The sequence below is a fragment of the Leucobacter muris genome (assembly GCF_004028235.1).
GTDB lineage: Bacteria > Actinomycetota > Actinomycetes > Actinomycetales > Microbacteriaceae > Leucobacter > Leucobacter muris.
Genome location: NZ_CP035037.1, coordinates 659,598 through 678,349, shown reverse-complemented (window position 1 = coordinate 678,349; position 18,752 = coordinate 659,598). Strand labels below are relative to the sequence as shown.

The 18,752-nt window shown below is 72.0% G+C and carries 18 protein-coding genes; 2 read left to right on the top strand and 16 right to left on the bottom strand.

Annotated features, from left to right (window positions below; translation table 11 throughout):
- Positions 1-6: 6 nt before the first annotated feature.
- Positions 7-1,254, top strand: coding sequence for an ABC transporter ATP-binding protein (locus Leucomu_RS03080; protein ID WP_128386300.1), 1,248 nt, complete (start codon positions 7-9; stop codon positions 1,252-1,254).
- Positions 1,251-1,760, top strand: a complete 510-nt coding sequence (locus Leucomu_RS03075; protein ID WP_228407235.1) for a histidine phosphatase family protein — start codon at positions 1,251-1,253, stop codon at positions 1,758-1,760. The genes Leucomu_RS03080 and Leucomu_RS03075 overlap by 4 nt, the downstream gene beginning before the upstream one ends.
- Positions 1,761-1,882: 122 nt before the next feature.
- On the opposite strand, the gene Leucomu_RS03070 is transcribed toward Leucomu_RS03075, so the two are convergent.
- The 16 genes from Leucomu_RS03070 to tilS form a co-directional block, all read right to left on the bottom strand.
- Positions 1,883-2,827: a serine hydrolase domain-containing protein gene (locus Leucomu_RS03070; RefSeq protein ID WP_228407233.1), complete on the bottom strand. Its 945-nt coding sequence runs from the start codon at positions 2,825-2,827 to the stop codon at positions 1,883-1,885.
- Complete coding sequence (locus tag Leucomu_RS15400) at positions 2,752-3,102, bottom strand: hypothetical protein (protein WP_228407231.1); 351 nt, start codon at positions 3,100-3,102, stop codon at positions 2,752-2,754. The genes Leucomu_RS03070 and Leucomu_RS15400 overlap by 76 nt, the downstream gene beginning before the upstream one ends.
- Positions 3,103-3,123: 21 nt before the next feature.
- Positions 3,124-4,125: a hypothetical protein gene (locus tag Leucomu_RS03065; RefSeq protein ID WP_128386299.1), complete on the bottom strand. Its 1,002-nt coding sequence runs from the start codon at positions 4,123-4,125 to the stop codon at positions 3,124-3,126.
- 90 nt (positions 4,126-4,215) lie between these two features.
- Positions 4,216-5,697 (bottom strand): cardiolipin synthase, encoded by a 1,482-nt coding sequence (gene cls, locus Leucomu_RS03060; RefSeq protein ID WP_128387760.1) that lies wholly within the window; start codon positions 5,695-5,697, stop codon positions 4,216-4,218.
- Between the two features lie 92 nt (positions 5,698-5,789).
- Positions 5,790-5,969 carry a hypothetical protein gene (locus tag Leucomu_RS03055; RefSeq protein ID WP_128386298.1) on the bottom strand — a complete coding sequence of 60 codons (180 nt, stop codon included), beginning with the start codon at positions 5,967-5,969 and terminating at the stop codon, positions 5,790-5,792.
- A 150-nt stretch (positions 5,970-6,119) separates the two neighbouring features.
- Complete coding sequence (gene lysS, locus Leucomu_RS03050; protein WP_128386297.1) at positions 6,120-7,658, bottom strand: lysine--tRNA ligase; 1,539 nt, start codon at positions 7,656-7,658, stop codon at positions 6,120-6,122.
- 285 nt (positions 7,659-7,943) lie between these two features.
- Positions 7,944-8,660 (bottom strand): DUF2520 domain-containing protein, encoded by a 717-nt coding sequence (locus Leucomu_RS03045; RefSeq protein WP_017882928.1) that lies wholly within the window; start codon positions 8,658-8,660, stop codon positions 7,944-7,946.
- Positions 8,657-10,546, bottom strand: coding sequence for a PH domain-containing protein (locus Leucomu_RS03040; RefSeq protein WP_128386296.1), 1,890 nt, complete (start codon positions 10,544-10,546; stop codon positions 8,657-8,659). The genes Leucomu_RS03045 and Leucomu_RS03040 overlap by 4 nt, the downstream gene beginning before the upstream one ends.
- The gene (locus Leucomu_RS03035; RefSeq protein WP_017882926.1) at positions 10,543-11,061 is read right to left on the bottom strand and encodes a PH domain-containing protein; all 519 of its coding nucleotides are present in this window, start codon (positions 11,059-11,061) and stop codon (positions 10,543-10,545) included. Before Leucomu_RS03035 ends, Leucomu_RS03040 begins: the two co-directional genes overlap by 4 nt.
- Before the next feature lie 160 nt (positions 11,062-11,221).
- The gene (locus tag Leucomu_RS03030) at positions 11,222-11,740 is read right to left on the bottom strand and encodes a DUF3180 family protein (protein ID WP_017882925.1); all 519 of its coding nucleotides are present in this window, start codon (positions 11,738-11,740) and stop codon (positions 11,222-11,224) included.
- Positions 11,727-12,314, bottom strand: a complete 588-nt coding sequence (gene folK, locus Leucomu_RS03025; RefSeq protein ID WP_128386295.1) for a 2-amino-4-hydroxy-6-hydroxymethyldihydropteridine diphosphokinase — start codon at positions 12,312-12,314, stop codon at positions 11,727-11,729. Before folK ends, Leucomu_RS03030 begins: the two co-directional genes overlap by 14 nt.
- Positions 12,311-13,627 (bottom strand): dihydropteroate synthase, encoded by a 1,317-nt coding sequence (folP, locus tag Leucomu_RS03020; protein ID WP_128386294.1) that lies wholly within the window; start codon positions 13,625-13,627, stop codon positions 12,311-12,313. Before folP ends, folK begins: the two co-directional genes overlap by 4 nt.
- On the bottom strand, positions 13,624-14,226 hold the full coding sequence (gene folE, locus Leucomu_RS03015) for a GTP cyclohydrolase I (protein ID WP_128386293.1): 603 nt from the start codon (positions 14,224-14,226) through the stop codon (positions 13,624-13,626). The genes folP and folE overlap by 4 nt, the downstream gene beginning before the upstream one ends.
- A gap of 3 nt (positions 14,227-14,229) precedes the next feature.
- Positions 14,230-16,494, bottom strand: coding sequence for an ATP-dependent zinc metalloprotease FtsH (gene ftsH, locus Leucomu_RS03010; RefSeq protein ID WP_128386292.1), 2,265 nt, complete (start codon positions 16,492-16,494; stop codon positions 14,230-14,232).
- Between the two features lie 110 nt (positions 16,495-16,604).
- Positions 16,605-17,156 carry a hypoxanthine phosphoribosyltransferase gene (gene hpt, locus Leucomu_RS03005; protein ID WP_128386291.1) on the bottom strand — a complete coding sequence of 184 codons (552 nt, stop codon included), beginning with the start codon at positions 17,154-17,156 and terminating at the stop codon, positions 16,605-16,607.
- Positions 17,157-17,420: 264 nt separating this feature from the next.
- Positions 17,421-18,668 (bottom strand): tRNA lysidine(34) synthetase TilS, encoded by a 1,248-nt coding sequence (gene tilS, locus Leucomu_RS03000; protein WP_128386290.1) that lies wholly within the window; start codon positions 18,666-18,668, stop codon positions 17,421-17,423.
- Positions 18,669-18,752: the final 84 nt, after the last annotated feature.

The window sequence follows — 18,752 nt, the reverse complement described above, 5'->3', positions numbered from 1 at the left end:
ATCCCCATGTCCTCGGTCTCCCTCGCCTCGGTCAGCCTCGCCTACCCGGGCGGCCACCTCGGCCTTGCCGACGTCGACCTGCGGGTCGGCGACGGCGAGTTCGTCGCGCTCATCGGCCCCTCGGGATCGGGCAAGACGACGCTGCTGCGCACCGTCGCGGGCTTCGTGCGGCCCACCGCCGGCTCGGTGAGGGTCGGCGACGCCGTCGTCGCAGACGCGGATCGCTGGGTGGAACCCGAGCGCCGCGGTCTCGGCATGGTGTTCCAGCAGCACGCGGTGTGGCCCCACTGGAGCGTGGGCCGCAACATCGAGTACCCGCTCAGGCGCTCGGGCGTCCGGCGCGCCGAGCGAGCGCGACGCGTCTCGGAAGCGCTCGAGCTCGTCGGTCTCGCGGGCACCGAGCGCCGCAACCCGGCGACGCTCTCGGGCGGCCAGCGGCAGCGGGTGGCGATCGCCCGGGCCATCGTCGCTCGACCGCGGGTACTGCTGCTCGACGAGGCCCTCTCGGCGCTCGACGAGCCGCTGCGCGATCGGCTGCGGCTCGAACTGCGACTGCTGACCCGGGAGCTGGGCCTCACCGTGCTGCACGTGACGCACGACCGCAGCGAGGCGCTGGCGCTCGCCGATCGCGTCGTGGTGCTCGACGGCGGGCGGGTGCAGCAGCAGGGCGCCCCCGCCGAGCTGCTGCGGCGCCCGGCATCGGCCTTCGTGGCGGGTTTCATCGCCGACGCGACCGTGATCGAGGGCGCCCTCGACGCGAGCGGATTCCGGGCCCACCGGCCGGCGCTCCGCGTGGCCGCGGATCGCATCGAGCGAGGCCCTGAAACGGGTGCGGCAGCGGCCGGCGCCGCGGGGGGCGCCGCTTCGCCCGGGTGGGCTTCACCCGCGCCGGGCTCCCCCGTCGAGCTGGCGGTGCTCCCCGAGCACGTGCGCGTCGTGCCCGATTCCGAGGGGCCCGCCGCAGTGGCCTCCTCGCTGTTCGGCAGGGACGGCGACGACCTCGTCGTCGACTGGAACGGACTGCGCCTGCGCAGCCGAGGACGCGGGATCCGCTGCGCGGCGGGCACGCGGGTGCGGGTCGAGATCGAGCGCGCGATCGCCTACCCCGCGGCGTCGACCGGTCGGCGGGCGGCGGGAGCGGAGGAACCGGATGCGCACGAGCCCGCCGCAGCCGCACCGCCGCAGTCCTCGCGGACTCGACGGGGGTCGGGGGCAGCAGAGGCTCAGCCGGCACCGCCTATGGTGAGTGCATGATCTTCTCGACCGCGAACACGATCGCGCTGGTGCGCCACGGCGAGACCGACTGGAATCTCGAGCGCCGCATCCAGGGCCGCACCGAGGTGCCGCTCAACAGCACGGGGCGGGCTCAGGCCGCGGCAACGGCCGCACGCCTCGCCGAGCTCGCGGCGGATGGGCCGTGGCGCGGCATGCTCAGCTCGCCGCTCGGCCGGGCCGTCGAGACCGCCGAGATCCTCGCGACGACGCTCGGGCTCGACTCGGCGCGCATCGAGGAGGCGCTCTGGGAACGCGACTTCGGCCCGGCCGAGGGCCTGCTCGTGAGCGACGCGCACCAACGCTGGCCCGGGCTCGAGATCCCCGGCGCCGAGCCGCTCGAGCAGCTCGCCGAGCGCTCCGCCGGAGCCATGCTCGGCATCCTCGACCGCGCCCCCCGGCACCATCGTGGTCGCGCACGGCGCGCTGCTGCGCGCGGGGCTCGCGCAGCTCAGCGGCGCCGCGGTGCCCCGCATCCTGAACGGTGAGATCTGGCTGCTCAGCCGGGATCGGATCGGAGACGCGGCGAGCGACGGCCTCGGGACCGGCGTGCGAGCCGGCGACGGCTCGGCGGCGCTGAGCGTGGCGCGGGCGCCGGAGACGGCTGCGGCTACGCCTCTCCGCGGTTGAGCGCCCACGAGGCGACCTCGAAGGCGCGCACCGTCCAGAACAGCTTCTCGGCATCCTGCGGCGTGGGCCAGCTCGACACCTTCACTCCGACCACGCCCGTCACACGATTCATGTAGATCATCTGACCGTGGATGCCGAGCGCCAGCATCACGTCGCCGCTCTCGCTGGGGAACCAGAAGCCGTTGCGGTACATGCCGCCGCGCATGTAGGTGGCGTCCTCGGAGCTCGCGAACGCCTCTCTCGAGTCGGGGCCGCCCGCGAAGGTGTCCTCGACCCACCACTCGGGCAGCACCGCCGCGCCGTCGAGCGCGTAGCCCTTGTTGACGTAGAGGTTGCCGAAGCGCGCGAGATCCCGCATCGCCGCCGAGACGCCGCCGTCGAACATGCCGCCGCCGACGCTGTCGATGCCGACGTGCGCGTCGAACTCGGCCCCCATCGGCTGCCACAGACGCTCCGACATCACGTCGCCCGCGTGGCGGGCGGCTGCCCCCTGGATCACGAAGCCGAGGGCGTCGGTCTCGCACGACTTGTAGTCGAACAGGCCGCCGTGCGGTCGCTCCTGCCCCAGCGTGGACAGGAAGCCGAGCAGCGAGTCCGGCACCTCGGGGTGCTTCTTCGGCGCCCAGCCGATGGCCTCCTCGAGCAGGCGCACCTCGGCGTCCTCGTTGAGGTACTCCTCCGAGAACCGCACCCCCGTGCGCATGTCGACGAGGTGCCGCACGAGGGCACCCTCGTAGCCGGATCCCACGAGCTGCGGCACGTAGTCGGTGACCGGGGCGTCGAGGTTCAGCTCGCCGCTCGCCGCGAGCAGCCCGGCGGTCGTCGCGGTGAGCGACTTCGAGACCGACATCAGCAGGTGCATGCCCGCCGGCGCGAGGGTGCCGAGGTACTGCTCGCCCACGATCGCACCGCGGTGGGTGACCATCCAGCGTCGGTGTGGGTGGCGCCCATCACCTCCGTGAAGGTGGCGCTGCGGTCCTCCCACGGGTGCGGCACCGCGAGGGCGCCCAGATCGGCCGGGCGGAGCGCGAACTCGGTGGCTCGCGCCCCCCGGCTGATCGGATGCACGGGCAGGAACGACTGGATGTTCTGCATCGACCACTGCAGGTACGGAGCGAACTGCCACTGGTCGAGCGGCGGAACGACCTCGATGAACCCCGTCGTCGGTCCATTCACACCGTATCCGGTCTCAGCATTCATCCCTTCAGTATCCCACGCGGCTCACTTGCCTTTGGCGGGAGTCGGCTTCGGCGCGAGCTCGTCGCCGTCGATCACGGTCGTGCAGTACATGCCGCGGATCGCATCGATCAGGTACTTGGCGTGCAGCGTGAGACCGCCGTGGCCGGCCTCGAGATGCGCCTTCGTGACGAGGATGCCCAGGTCGGCGCCCTTCCATCGGTAGTCGCCCTCCTGATAGATGCGCAGGTAGAACGCGTCGGACTCGTTTCCCAGCAGGTGCCAGTCGTAGTCGTGGTGCGTGTAGACGAGGTTGCCGTAGTGGTCGAGCGAGTAGCGGCCCGTGCGGGGCGCCGCGTCGATGCGCTCCACCGTGCTGCTCGTGTGCTTGATCACCATGTGGCTCCACTCGTCCTCCGAGACGAGCTCCTCCCAGCGCAGGTTGATCTCCTCGACGTCGATCTCGAAGTCGATCCCCGAGTACTCGAGCAGGTGGAAGGCGAACAGCGGCACGTCGGCGTACGCTCCGGCCGTCACGTTCGTGATCGCCGAGGCCCCGCTGATGCGGGGGTTCAGCTCACCGAGGTAGACGTCGCCGGTGTCGGTGTCGAGCAGCACGTCGACCTCGAAGAAGCCGCGGTACCCCTCTTTGCCGAGCCGGTCGCCGAGCTTGCGCACGAGCTCGATGGCGGCGTGACGGCTCGTGTCGTCGAGCACCGTGGGGAACATCTCGTTGCCGGCCCAGCCTCCGCGGTACGGCGTGAGGTCGGCGTGACCCGTGATCTCGGTCATGCACGGCCCCACCACCGTGCCCTGGCGGGTCAGCACGGCCTCGATCGCGATCGGGCGGTTGTTGATCCGCTTCATCACCTTGATCTCGACACCGGTGACCTCGTCGGCCACGGCGGCGAACTCGGCCTCGCTCGTCACGAAGTACGTGGTCTTGCCCGAGTCGCCGTAGGCCGTCTGGATCACCAGATCCTGGCCCAACCCCGCCCGCTCCGAGACCTCGGCCAGCTCGCCCCAGTCCTGCACCGTGGTGAGCACGTTCGGCACGCTCGGAACGCCGACCGAGTCGCGAAACCGGAATCGCGCGCTCCTGCCCAACCGACGAACCTCGGCGACGAACCCCCGGCGCTACTGCAGCGCGGAGGTGAGGCGGGCCAGACCGTCGAGCAGCTGCGACGGCAGCGACTGCTGCTGCCACTCCTCGAGGGTGAGCTCGCGAGCGTTCTCGCGGTAGTAGTCGTTCACGCCGTCGAGATCCCGAACGAAGGCCGCGCCGTGCACCACCATCGAGATCTCCATGTTGAGCCCGAACGATCGCTGATCCATGTTCGAGGAGCCCACGACCGCCACATCGCCGTCGATGGTGAAGTGCTTCGAGTGGAGGATGTAGGGTGGCCTGAACATCCAGATGCGCACGCCGGCGCGCAGCAACTCCTCGTAGTAGGAGCGCTGCGCGTGGTACACCACGGCCTGATCGCCGATCTCCGAGACGAACAGCTCCACCTCGACGCCCCTCGCGGTGGCGGCGCGCAGCGCGTTCATGATCGAGCCGTCGGGCACGAAGTACGGGCTCGTGATGCTGATGCGGCGGTGCGCGGCGTAGAGCAGCGAGACGAACACCTGCAGGTTGTTCTCGGCGCCATACCCCGGGCCGCTCGGCACGATCTGGCAGTCGAGATCCCCCGGCCGCTCGACCGAGAGCGGACCCTCCGCGATGTTCGTGAGGTACTCGCCGGTCTCGAGGTACCAGTCGCCCTGGAAGACGGCCTCGAGCCCGAGCACGATCGGGCCCTCGACGCGCACCATCAGGTCCTTCCAATGCAGACCCCGGCGCCGGTTCGCCGGCTTGTTGTAGCTGGAGTCGACGAGGTTCTGCGACCCCATGAACCCGACCCGGCCGTCCATCACCAGCAGCTTGCGGTGGTTGCGCAGATCCGGCCGCTGGTATTCGCCCCGCCAGGGGCGCACCGGCAGCATGTACACCCACTCCGCGCCCATGTCGGTGAGGCTCTGCCGCGTGCGCTTCGCGCCGGGGTTCCGCACCGCCGAGATGTGGTCGAGCAGCACGCGCACCTTCACGCCCCGCGCGATCGCCTCGCGCAGCGCCGCGAAGACGTCGTCCGTCGTGCTGTCGTGCACGAGGATGTAGAACTCCACGTGCACGTACTCGCGCGCCTCGCGGATCGCCGCGGCCATACGCGCGAGCGACTCCTCGTAGTCGAAGCAGATCGAAGCGGTGTTGCCGAGCAGCATCGGCTGCGCGCCGAGGGATCGGCCGAGCTTGACGGCGTTGTCGACGCCGGGCGGCAGCTCCCGCTCAGGGGTGACGAGGCCGTTGTCCTCGCGACTCGAGATCTCGGCCACGAACTCGTTGACGGCCTCCTGCTTGCGCTCGCGCTTCTTCGGCAGCCGCTTGCTGCCGATGATGAGGAAGAGCAGCAGGCCGGGCACCGGCAGCAGGAAGATGGCGAGCAGCCACGCCATGCCCGCCGTCGGGCGGCGGTTGCGCGGCACCACGAACAGGGCGACGATTCTGATGACGATGTCGACGATCAGCACCGTCAGGGTCCACAGATAGGGCCAGTTGAACCCGGACCAGCTCAGATCCATGCCCGCCTGCCTCCCCTGCGCTTCGCCGAGCGCGCGTCTCACGCCCGTGACCACTCTATCGATGGAAGGCGGCCGCGAGGCGGCGGGGCGGGCTACGAATCGTCGTGCAGCGGCAGACCGGCCTTGGTGCGCTCCTCGTTCTCGATCTGCTGGTAGACGCGGCGCTCGGTGCGGTCGGCGCGCAGGATCAGGCGCATCACGAGCCAGAAGAATGCCCCGATGAGCACGGTCGGGATCAGCGACCAGATCGCGTTCATCCACCAGTTGTCCATGCCCACCAGGGTACCGGTCCTCCCCCGGTTCTTCCTGGGACCGCGGTGCGCGAGAACGGGAGTCACGCCCGACCGATCCATCTGCGACGAAGCAGCCGGGGGTCTCCGCTGAAGCACCCGCCGCTGCGGTGCGAACGAGGCGAACCGCCGCTACTTGACGAGCGGGAAGAGGATCGTCTCGCGGATCCCGAGCCCGGTCAGCGCCATCAGCAGACGGTCCATGCCCATGCCCATGCCCCCCGACGGCGGCATGCCGTGCTCGAGCGCGCGCAAGAACTCCTCGTCGACGCTCATGGCCTCATCGTCGCCGCGCGCCGCCTCTGCCGCCTGCTGCACGAAGCGCTCGCGCTGCACGACCGGGTCGACGAGCTCGGAGTAGCCGGTGGCCAGCTCGAATCCCCGCACGTAGAGATCCCACTTCTCGACCACACCCGGAATGGAGCGGTGGTGGCGCGTGAGCGGGCTCGTCTCGACCGGGAAATCCATCACGAAGGTGGGGCGGGTGAGCCCGTCCTTCACGAAGTGCTCCCACAGTTCCTCGACGAGCTTGCCGTGGTTCGGCAGCCGCACCTCGACGCCCTCGGCGTCGGCGATGGCCTGCAGCTCCGAAACCGGCGTCTCGGGCGTGATCTCGCGGCCCGCGGCCTGCGAGAGGGTGCCGTACATCGAGATGCGATCCCAGTCGCCGCCGAGATCGAAGAGTGTGCCGTCGGCCCAGCGCACCACGTAGGTGCCCTCGCGCTCGGTGCCCTCGTTCACCGCGAGCGCGGCGTTCTGGATGAGCTGCTGCGTCAGGTCGGCGATGCCGTTGTAGTCGGTGTAGGCCTGGTACGACTCGAGCATCGCGAACTCGGGGCTGTGCGTCGAGTCGGCGCCCTCGTTGCGGAAGTTGCGGTTGATCTCGAAGACCCGCTCGAGCCCGCCGACCACCGCCCGCTTCAGGTAGAGCTCGGGGGCGATACGCAGGAAGAGCTCGGTGTCGAAGGCGTTCGAGTGCGTGACGAACGGCCGCGCGGAGGCGCCGCCGTGCATGGTCTGCAGCATGGGGGTCTCGACCTCGATGAACCCGCGCTCGGCGAAGGTGCGGCGCAGGCTCGCCATCGTGCGGGCCCGGGTGACGACGTTGATGCGGGCCTGCTCGCGCTGGATCAGGTCGAGGTAGCGCTGACGCACCCGCGACTCCTCGTTGAGCTCGGCGTACATGTTGGGCAGGGGTGCGAGCGCCTTCGCCGCGACGCGCCACTCGCGCACCATGATCGAGAGCTCGCCGCGGCGGCTCGAGACGACCTCGCCGCTCACGAAGAGGTGATCGCCCAGGTCGACGAGTTCCTTGTAGGCCGCGAGCGACTCCTCGCCCACCTCGGCGAGACTCACCATCGCCTGGATGCGGGTGCCGTCGCCCGCCTGCAGCGACGCGAAGCAGAGCTTGCCCGTGTTGCGCTGGAAGACTACGCGGCCCGCGACGCCGACCGTCTCGCCCGAGGCGCTGTCGGGGGTCTGCTCGAGGCGGCCCCACTTCGCGCGCACCTCGGGGATGGTCGCCGTCACCGGCAGTTCGACGGGGTACGCGCCCCCGCCGAGGTCAGCGCCCTCGTTCAGCCTGTCCCGCTTCTCCAGGCGCACGCGCTTCTGTTCGAAGAGATCCTCTTCGGTCTCTGCGGACGCATTGGCTGCGGGCTGCTCGCTCATTGGGGCGGATCCTCCGTGGTGTCGGCTCGAAGCGCGCCGAACACGGCTGTTCCCGGCGCACCGATCCATCCTACCCGCCAGCCCCGCACGCGCGGGGGCCGTGAGACGAGCGGGTTCGCATATTCGAACTGCTCGCCGCACGTGCGCCGAAAGGCGAGTTTCGCATGTCGCGCGGGCGTAGAGGCCGCAGAATCCGCCTTTCGAGGGCGGGCCGGGCAGCGGAGGAGGGATGCGGAGGGACGAGCAGAACCGCGGAGAGCGCGGGGAGGCCTGCGCGACGGCGCGTCAGGGGGCGAGATCCGGCCCCGGCTCGCCGGCTGAGACCCGCAGCTCCTCCTCGATCGCGGCGCGCACCACCCCGCCCACCGTGCGGTCGGGCTCTTCGACGCCGATGGCGCGCAGCGCGTCGGTCGCCTGGCGCACGACCGCGCGCGAGAACTCGGCGGCCGCGTCGAGAGCCTCGGCGTACGCGGGCCGATCCTGCTCGCTGACGATCACGGGCTCGGCCCCCATCTCGACCGCGAGCGCCTGCCCGATCGGCAGCACCGGGGCGGGCGCCGTCACCGCCACGGTCGCGCCCGCGAGCCGCGTGAGGTCGAGGCTCGTGCCAGTGAAGACGACCGCGGGGTGCAGGGCGAGCGGGATCGCCCCGGCGGCGAGCGCCGGCGCGAACACCCCGTAGCCGTGCTCGGGCGCCGTGTGGACCACGAGTTGGCCGGGCTGCCAGGCCCCGGTGGCGGCGAGGCCGCTCACGAGGTCGGGCAGCTCGGATCCCGGGATCGCGAACAGCACGAGCTCGGATCGGCGCACGACCTCGGCCACCTCGAGCACCGGCACCCCCGGCAGCATGGTCTCGGCGCGCTCGCGGCTCTGCTCGCTGATCGCCGAGATGCCGGTGATCGCGTGACCGGCGCCGGCGAGGGCGCGAGCCAGCACGGGACCTACCCGCCCCGCGCCGACCACCCCGACGCCGAGCCGCGAGGCCTGCTGTCCCGCGCTCACGCCCGGTGCTCCCCGTTCTGCTCATCGGGTGCGGCGGCGGGGCCCTCGGCGGCACCGTCGACCTGCTCGGGGATCGCGGCCGGTGCGGTGCGATCGGCGTGCGCGCCGGGGTCCGTCTCGAGGGCCCCGGCCCGCTCACCCTCAGCCCGGGTGGCATGCTGCGTGTCGGGCACCGTCTCGGCCGCGCACTCGACCCCGGGCGCCGCACGGCCCCGGGCGCGCTGCTCGGCCTCGGCGCTCTGCACCCGCAGCACGGTCGCGGCGAGCTCGTCGAAGGTGCGCCGCGCCACGCCGAGCTCGAGGCCGCGCAGCTCGACGCGCACCGGGCCGAGCACGGTGTGCGCCTGCAGCGAGGCGAGCCCCAGGAAGCGATGCAGCAGCGGCCTGCGCAACTGCACCGACTGCGCTCGCAGCACCGGCATCACGGCGAAGGAGCGGGTGAGCGCGCCGCGTCGGATGCGCAGCGTGGCCTCGGCATGCTCGGCATCCGCGATCCGCACGCCCGCGCGCGAACGGCCCCACAGCAGCACCGCGGCTCCGCGCGGCCCCGCCCCCAGGTAGCCGTCGGCGGCGCCCGACAGCCCGTTGCGCAGTTCGGCGATCTCATGCTGCTCGTCGCCCACCCCGGGCAGCAGCGTCTCGATGACGCGCAGCACGTCGGGCTCCCGGCCGACGGGCAGCACCACGTTCTGCATCGCGTTCTGGCCGCCCTGCGAGAGCGAGTGCCCCGCGGTGGTGATGCGCACCTTCCACCAGCCGAACGGCCGCCACAGCAGCGGCTGCCTGGCTTCGATGGCGTGGATGCGCCCGAAGGGGATCGTCTCGGTGACGGTCGACGTGAGGCCCGCACCCGTGCGCGCCGCGTCGGCCGAGCGCGAGAGGGTGAAGTTGAAGCCCTTGTTGAACTGCCCGAACATGATGCTCGCCATCACGATGAGCAGGGGGATGACACCGAGGATCAGCGCCGGCTCGAGCACGGCCCCGCCCACCACCACCCCGACGATGATGATGATGAGCGTGATCACCGCCTCCCAGCTCAGCGCGATGCTGCCGACGAGCCTGCCGACGGGCACCTTGACCAGGGCTTGCGCCGCGAGCGCCGCGGGATCGACGTCGACGTCGACGAAGTCTTGGGCCCGGGCGGTGAGGCCGCTGCTCGGAGCGTCGTAGACGTAGCCGTCGGGGCCGACCGGAGCGGGGCCGACGATGGCGTGCGGGTCGGAGTGGCCCTCGCCCGGCAGGCGCACGGCGGCTCCGCCGCGCTTCGCCGCGGCTAGGCGCAGGATCTGCTCGCGCACCGTCTTCGCGTCGCGGTGGCTCAGGTAGGCCAGCTCGACCTTGCCGCCCTGGCCGCCGGTGAGCACCTCGATCTTGGTGAGGCCGAGGGCGCGGGCGAGCAGCGGACGCTGCAGGTTGACGCTCTGGATGCGGTCGAGCGGCGCGCGCCGGTGCTTGCGGAAGAGCACGCCGCTCTGCTCCTCCACCGCCTCGGCGCCGATGCGGTACGTGTGGAACCGCCAGGCGATCCACGAGAACAGCACGATCAGCAGGATGACGCCGAGGATGCCGCCCAGCACGAGCAGCAGCAGCCCCTCCTCTGCCAGGTATTCGTAGAGGGCGACCACGTCGCCCTCGGAGGAGACGTCGATCTCGACGCCGTCGCGGCCCCTCCAGACCTGGTCGGCGAAGAACAGCTCGACGAAGCGGTCTCGGAAGTTGGCGAGCACGATGCCCGCGATCACGATCAGCACCAGCCCGCCCCGCAGCAGCGGGGAGAAGGGGTGCAGGCGGCGCCACCCCTCGGCGTCGGCGGTGCCTGGCAGCACGGCATCCCCCGGCACCGTCACGGGAGGGGGCGTGCCCTCGGCGTCGTGCCGGTCGGTCACAGCCCCGACCTCCGGGTCTCAGCGAGCTCGACCAGACGATCGCGCAGCGCCTCGGCGTCTTCGAAGCGCAGGCCGGGCAGGTTGACGCCGGTCGCGGCCGACGCCGTGACGAACTTGAGGGTGGCCAGGCCGAGCGCGCGCAGCAGTGGCCCGCGCGTGACGTCGACCATCTGCAGGCGCCCGTACGGCACCGCGATCACCCGCTCGAACATGATGCCCCTGCGGAACAGCAGATCGTCTTCTCGCAGGATGTAGCCGATCGCGCGCACTCGGCGGAAGGCCAGCAGCGCGGTGACGAGCAGCAGCACGATCACGATCGGCAGGATGATGAGCACCGGCAGGGGCGCGTTCTCGCCCGGCAGCACGAGCAGCACGACGAACACCGCGACCGCGGCGAGCACCCACAGCATGTTGAGCGCGAGGTCGGCCCAGGCGTAGGAGGGCGAGACCCGCTGCCACTCGACGTCGCCGTTCGGCCACTGCGGTTCGCTGCTGATTCGCTGTTCGTCGTTCACGCCCTCAAGTGTAGAGGTCGCCTCCGACATCGATAGGGGCGCCCCGCGGTCGCGAAGGGACGGGGGGTCGCGCGGGCGTCGCCCGCGGCGGCGGTACCCTCGCCTCGGCATTGCGGTCTCTGCTCCGCGGCCCCAGGGCTGCGGCCTCAGCGCCACGGCCTCAGCCGCGGAACGCCGTCTGGTCGGCGGGGCCGCGACCCGGCGCGGGATCGGCGGTGTCGGGATCGGCATCGTCGTCTCCGGGCGGCACGCGGCAGCAGTGCTCGGCGAAGAGCGCGCAGCCGGTGAGGACCGCGCCCGCGGCGAGCGTCAGCAGCATCGGCAGCCACGTGGCGGTCGGCGCGGGCACGCTGCGCCCGAGCAGCGAGAGCGCGAGGCCTCCCCCGAAGCCGCCGAGCATCCCGCCGACGAGCTGCGCGGCCCGCGAGGCGACCAGCAGGCGCACCGCCTGGAAGGGGTTGACGGCGCCGGGCCCACGCTTGAGCGCGCGCCGCAGCCGGAGCGCGAACACGAGCAGCACCGCGGCGACGAGCACGAGGGTCAGCGGTAGCGAGAGCGGCGGCACCAGGGGCGCGTGGCCACGGTTCGACAGCACGAACTGCACGAGCAGCCCCGCCGCCGCGCCCATCGCGGCTGCGGCGGCCAGCACCGCCGGGTTGCTGCGCTCACCCCTGGGCATGGGCGCCTCCGGCTCGCGAGCGGTCGGCGGAATCCGGTTCGGGATCCGTTTCCGGATCCGGTTCGGGATTCGGTTCGACGAGGGGCCTGGTGGTGTCGCCGATACGTGCCAGCAGGTCGGCGACGCGGCCGTGCCCCATGAGCACTGCGCCGGGATCGAGGTCGAGCCAGGGGGCGAGCACGAAGTCGCGCTCGTGGGCTCGCGGGTGGGGCACCGTGAGCCGCTCGTCCGAGATCACGCGTCCGCCGTAGAGGATCAGGTCGATGTCGAGGGTGCGGTCGCCCCAGCGCTCGTCGCGCACGCGGCCGTGCTGCGCCTCGATGCGCTGCACGATGTCGAGCAGGGCGTGCGGCGGCATCGCGGTCTCGGCGATCGCGACGCCGTTGAGATAGCGGGGGGCGTCGGGATCGGGGCCGTGCGTGGTGAGGGCGATCGTCTCGCGCAGCGGAGAGGCCCGCAGATCGCGGATGCCCCCAGTCTCGGCGAGTTCGCGCTGCGCGGCCCGGATCGTCTCGCCGCGGTCGCCCAGGTTGGCGCCGAAGGCGAGGAGCACGGGCACGATCTGCGCGATCACGGGCGCACCACCGTCACCGAGACGTCGGCGAAGGTCGCCGCGATCGGGGCGTCGGGCTTGTGCACGGTCACGGTGGCGCTGCGCACTCCCTCGAATCCGAGGGCGACGGCGGCGACTCGTTCGGCGACGGTCTCGATGAGGTCGACGGGGTCTCGCTCGACCGCCGCCGCGATCGCCTCTGCGAGTTCGCCGTAGTGCACGGTGCGTTCGAGGGCGTCGCCGGCCGCCGCGTCCCGCAGGTCGACCGCGACCTCGGCGTCGATGACGAAGCGCTGGCCCTGCCGCCGCTCGAAGTCGAAGACTCCGTGGTGCGCGTAGACCTCGAGCCCGGTGAGCACGATGCGGTCGCCCGATCCACCCCTTGGACCCGACGCACCCGCCGGTATGTGGCCTGCCGTCGATATGGGATCCGCCATATCGACGGCAGATCCCATATCGACAGCAGGCGAGGTTTCGAAGCCAGGTCGAAAGCTGGGTCGAGAGCCAGGCCGAGCGGCCTCCCAGGCCCCGGCCACTGCAAGTGCCTGGACACTGCCTGCCACGTCGTGCACCCTGACCCCCCAGGCTCCGGACCCCGCGGCGAGGGCCGTCACGACCGAGGTCGCGAGGTCGCGGGCGGCCGGGTCGGCTTCGACACCGGATCGGGCGAGCGCCTCGGCGATCATCCGCTTGCGCGACGCGCCGATCAGTACGGGGTGGCCGAGCGCGGTCAGCTGGTCGAGGTTCGCGAGCAGGCGCCAGCACTGCTCGCCCGTCTTGTCGAAGCCGAGGCCGGGATCGAGCACGATGCGTCCGCGGTCGACGCCCGCCGCGATCGCGGCCTCGGCTCGGACGGCGAGCGCGTCGCGCACCTCGGCGACCACGTCGGCGTAGTCGGAGCGCTGGTGCGCGGGATCGGGGATGCCGCGCCAGTGGCCGATGATGAACCGGGCGCCATGCTCGGCCGAGGCGAGCGCCGCGGCGTCGAGCATGGCGGGATCGTGAGCGCCGCCCGAGACGTCGTTGATGCTGCCCGCTCCGGCCGCCACGGCCGCCAGGGCCGTCTCGGCGTGGATCGTGTCGATCGAGGTCTCGAGGCCCTCGGCTGCGAGCGCGCGGACGACCGGCAGCACGCGCCGCTGCTCTTCGTCGACCGGCACGGGGGTCGCGCCGGGCCTCGTCGATTCGCCGCCGATGTCGACGATGGCCGCCCCCTGGGAGAAGAGTTCGCGGCCGCGCGCGATGGCGGTCTCGGCGGCGGCGAAGCGGCCGCCGTCGCTGAAGGAGTCGGGGGTGACGTTGAGCACGCCCATCACGAGGGTGGGGGCGCTCATCGCCGCCCTCCCTCGCCGTGCCGTGCGCCCGCCCCTCCGATCAGGGCCATCGCCTCGCTGCGCGCCTCGGGTTCGGCGAGCACGCCGCTCGAGGCGACGGTCACCGTCACGGCCTCGGTCTGGCGCACGCCCCGGTCGGCGACGCAGCCGTGGCTCGCCTCGAGCACCACGAGCACCCCCTCGGGGGCGAGCCCGGCCTCGAGCGCGTCGACGATCTGCTGGCCCAGGCGCTCCTGCACCTGGGGTCGCGCGGCGAGCGTGTCGACCACTTTGGGAAGCGCGCTGAGCCCGACGATGCGGCTGCCGGGCCGATAGGCGACGTGGGCTCGCCCGCGGAAGGGCAGCAGGTGGTGCTCGCACACGGAGCGCAGCTCGATGTCGCGCAGCATCACCAGTTCTCCGGTGCGCTCGCCCACCGGCACGGCGTCGGCGAGGTGCTGCACCGGATCCTGGCCTACGCCCGCGAAGAACTCCGCGTAGGCGTCGGCGACCCGCGACGGCGTGCTCGCGAGCTCGACGCTGTCGGGATCGGATCCGATCGCGCTCAGCAGCTCGCGCACCGCCGCGGCGATGCGTTCACGGTCGACCGACTCAGCCATGCGCTACCGGGTGTCGTCGCGGTCGTCGTCCGACGGGCCTCGCACGCCGAGGTTGCGGGGCGGACGGCTGGTCTCGCCGGGTGCGAGCGGCTCGCCGCCGAGCTGCGTCTGCGGGTCGGCGGGAGCGGCCGAGCTCGCCGTCTCGTCGGCGCGGTCGTCGGAAGCCGGGCCGGTGTCGGAACGCCGGTCGGAGCCCGAGACCTCCGCTGCCGCTGCGCTCGGTGCGGCGTCGCCCCGATCGGCGCCCCCGGCACCGGGGAGGGTCGACTCGACGCCCTCGGCGTCGGGCGTCTCCACGCTCGGGCCGTGGTCGCCGGGGTGGCGGTTGTCGGTGCGCACCGCGACGGGAACCTCGATGGGCGGGCGGTCCGAGACCGGGCGCAGATTGTTCGACAGCCAGGTGGGCCGCTCAGGCAGCTTCTGCACGTCGCGGAAGATCTCGGCGATCTGCACGTGGTCGAGTGTCTCCTTCTCGAGCAGCTCGCGGGCGAGCGCGTCGAGGGTGTCGCGGTTGGTCACGAGGATCTCGTAGGCCTCGTTGTGGGCCTGCTCGAGCAGCGCGCGCACCTCGGCGTCGATCGAGACCGCGACCCCCTCGGAGTAGTCGCGGCTCTGGCCGAACTCGCCGAGGAAGGCGCCCGGCTGGGCCTGGCCGAGCTTCACGGGGCCGACCGAGGCCGACATGCCGTAGTCGGTGACCATCTTGCGGGCGGTGCCGGTGGCCTTCTCGATGTCGTTGCCCGCGCCGGTGGTGGGGTCGTGGAACACGAGTTCCTCGGCCACGCGCCCGCCGAGCGCGTAGGCGAGCTGGTCCTGCAGCTCGTTGCGCGACACCGAGTACTTGTCTTCGAGCGGGATCACCATCGTGTAGCCGAGGGCGCGGCCTCGCGGCAGGATGGTGATCTTCGTGACCGGGTCGGTGTGGTTGAGGCCGGCCGCCACGAGCGCGTGGCCGCCCTCGTGGTATGCGGTGATGAGCTTCTCGCGATCCTTCATCACCCGGGTGCGCCGCTGCGGGCCCGCGATCACGCGGTCGATCGCCTCGTCGAGGGCGCGGTTGTCGATCAGCTGCGCGTTCGAGCGCGCGGTCAGCAGCGCGGCCTCGTTGAGCACGTTCGCCAGGTCGGCGCCCGAGAAGCCCGGGGTCTTGCGCGCGACGACCTCGAGGTCGACGTTCTTCGAGAGCGGCTTGCCCTTCGCGTGCACCTGCAGGATCTTGAGGCGACCCGGCATGTCGGGGGCGTCGACGCCGATCTGGCGGTCGAAGCGGCCCGGGCGCAGCAGGGCCGGGTCGAGCATGTCGGGGCGGTTGGTCGCCGCGATCATGATCACGTTGGTCTTGGGGTCGAAGCCGTCCATCTCGACGAGCAGCTGGTTGAGCGTCTGCTCGCGCTCGTCGTGGCCGCCGCCCATGCCCTGGCCCCGGCGCTGGCCGACCGCGTCGATCTCGTCGACGAAGATGATGGCCGGAGCGTTGGCCTTGGCCTCCTTGAAGAGGTCGCGCACACGGCTCGCACCGACGCCCACGAACATCTCGACGAAGTCGGAGCCCGAGATCGAGTAGAAGGGCACGCCGGCCTCGCCCGCGACCGCGCGCGCGAGCAGCGTCTTGCCGGTGCCGGGAGGGCCGTAGAGCAGCACACCCTTGGGGATGCGGGCGCCCACGGCCTGGAACCGCGACGCGTCTTGCAGGAAGTCTTTGATCTCGTGCAGCTCTTCGACCGCCTCGTCGGCGCCCGCGACGTCGGCGAAGGTGACCTGCGGCATGTCTTTCGACACGAGTTTGGCCTTGTTCTTGCCGAACTGCATGACCCCGCGGCCGCCGCCCTGCATGGACGAGAGCATCCACCAGATCAGCAGGCCGATGAGCAGCAGCGGCAGCAGGAAGCCGAGCAGCGACCACAGCGGATTGGGCTGCGGCACCTTGTCGGTGAAGCCGTCTGCGAGGTCGGCCTCGTTGACGGTCTCGACCACGGCCTCGCCGCGCTGGGAGACGTAGTAGAAGAAGACCTTGTCGGTGCCGGCCTTCTTGTCGGCCTTCTCGAGCGAGAGGTTGACCCGCTGGTCGCCGTCGATGATCTCGGCCTGCTTGACCTGCCCCTTGGTGATCATCTCGAGGCCGCGCTCGGTGGTGACCTCGCGGGTGTCGCCGCCCGACAGCAGCGACCAGCCGAGCAGCACGATGAGCGGCGCGACGATCAGGTACAGCAGCGGGCCGCGGAAGAGCTTGCGGCTCTTCGACGTGCTCTTCGTCGGTTTCTCTGCCAAGTCAGGGCCTTTCGAGACGGGCGTTGCGGGTCGCAGGTGCAAGCGTAAGCGTAGCCAATACCCCTGACATCGGGCTGCGCCGGGGCGCTTGTCCGCTCAGGGCGCAGCGCTCAGCTGTAGACGTGCGGCGCGAGCACGGCCACGTCGCGCAGGTTGCGGTAGTTCTCGGCGTAGTCGAGGCCGTAGCCCACCACGAACTCGACGGGGATGTCGAAGCCCACGTAGGCCACGTCGACCTCGACCTTGAGCGCCTCGGGCTTGCGCAGCATGGTGCAGATGCGCACCGACTTCGCGCCGCGGCTCTCGAGGTTCTCCTTGAGCCACGAGAGGGTGAGCCCCGAGTCGATGATGTCCTCGACGATCAGCACATCGCGGTCGGTGATGTCGCTGTCGAGATCCTTGAGGATCTTCACCACGCCGCTCGACTTCGTGCCGGCGCCGTACGACGAGACCGCCATCCAGTCCATCTGCGCGTGGAAGCGCAGCTCGCGCGCGAGGTCGGCCATCACCATGACGGCGCCCTTGAGCACGCCGACCAGCAGCGGGGGCTCGTCGCGGTAGTCGGCTTCGATCTCGCGCGCCATCTCGGCGAGGCGGGAGTTCAGTTCGGCTTCGGTGTGCAGTACGACGGTGAGGTCGTCCCCCAGCTGTTTCGCGTCCATGCGACTATTCTTCCACTGCTCGGGCCGGTACCGGATCGCCCCGCCCCGTTTCGCCCGTTCGACCGGTCCGCGCACCTCCCGCGTTCTCGTCCGGCCTCGCGTGCGCTCGGACCATGCCGCGGTCGGACGGGTACTGCGCCCCACCTGCCCACCGTTCTCTCGCTCCTCGGCCGCATTTCGGAGGAGCTGCGGGGTTTTCGTCCGAAAGAGCGGAGAGCTCCGAAGAACGGGTGGGGTGGAAGGGCGGGTCAGGGCGGGCGCGGATCAGCGGGGCGCCCGCGGAGAGCCCGTCTGATGCGAGAACTCGAGCCGTCCGGCCGCTCGCGAGACCCGCACGCCGGGCACGTAGACCGGCCCCTGCCCGCGCCAATCGGTGACGAGCGCGGCAATCGCGGAGGTGTGCTCGCGGCTCAGGTGCGCACCGAAGCGACGTGCCGCGATCACGCGGATCACCCGCCCGAGCAGCGCAGCCGGTAGCGCGGCGAGGGCTTCAACCGCCACCCCGGCGCGGGGCGGGGAGGCGCGACCCGCGACCGCGGGCGTTCCGGCCGCCCCCTCCCCCTCGTCTGATATCCCCGCGAGCGCCACGGCCGCGATCCCTTCGGCGATGGCGTCGAGGGCGTCGGCGTCCTCTCGGGCGAGGTCGGCGCTGCGTGCGAGCGCGGCGGGCACGCCGGGGCCGAGCTCGCGCACGAGCACGGGCAGCACCCGCTCGCGCACGCGCACGCGGGAGAAGGCGGCGTCGCGATTGTGCGGATCCCGCCACGGCTCGAGGCCGGCCTCGGCGCAGGCGGCCTCGGTCGTGGCGCGCGTGATCTCGGGCGGCGCGGTGAGGAACGGGCGCAGGATCGCGACGCCGGGATCCTGGGACGAGTCAATCTCGCCGGGTCGACCGCCTCCGTCGGACCGGCCGTCCCGGGCCTCGCGGCCGGGCGCACCGCCCCCGGCAGCCGGGCCGCCGTCGAACGCGAGCTCGCGCCGGGGAGGGATACCCGCGAGGCTGCGAAGCCCAGACCCCCGCGCGAGCGCGAGCAGCACCTGCTCGGACTGGTCGTCGCGGGTGTGCGCGGTGAGGATCGCGGCGGCACCGCTGCACTCGGCCGCCTGGGCGAAGGCTGCGTACCGGGCGGCGCGCGCCGCCGCCTCGGGCCCGTCGCCCCGCCCCTCGCCCACGCGCACCCGATCCACGATCACCGGCGCGAGGCCCAGCCGCTCGGCCTGCTCTGCGGCGCGGGCCGCGACGAGCGCCGACCCCTGCTGCAGCGCGTGATCCACCACCACTGCGCCGGCTCGCAGGCCCGCGCGCTCGGCCTCGTACGCGGTCGCGGCGGCGAGCGCCAACGAGTCGGCCCCGCCCGAGAGCGCGACCAGCACGAGCGGCGCGGATCCGGCCCCCTCGCCGGCCGCCGCGCGCTCCGACCGCGCCGTCGCTCCGGTTGCGAGCGCCGTCGACCAGGCTGCGAGCGCGCGCCGCACCGCCGCCCTGGTCTCGAGAACCGCCCGCTGCACCATGCCCCCACGCTACCGCGGCGGCGAGCCTCGGCGATCGGGTACCCTGAGACCGGCAACACACACCGAGGTCGGGACGCCCCGCCT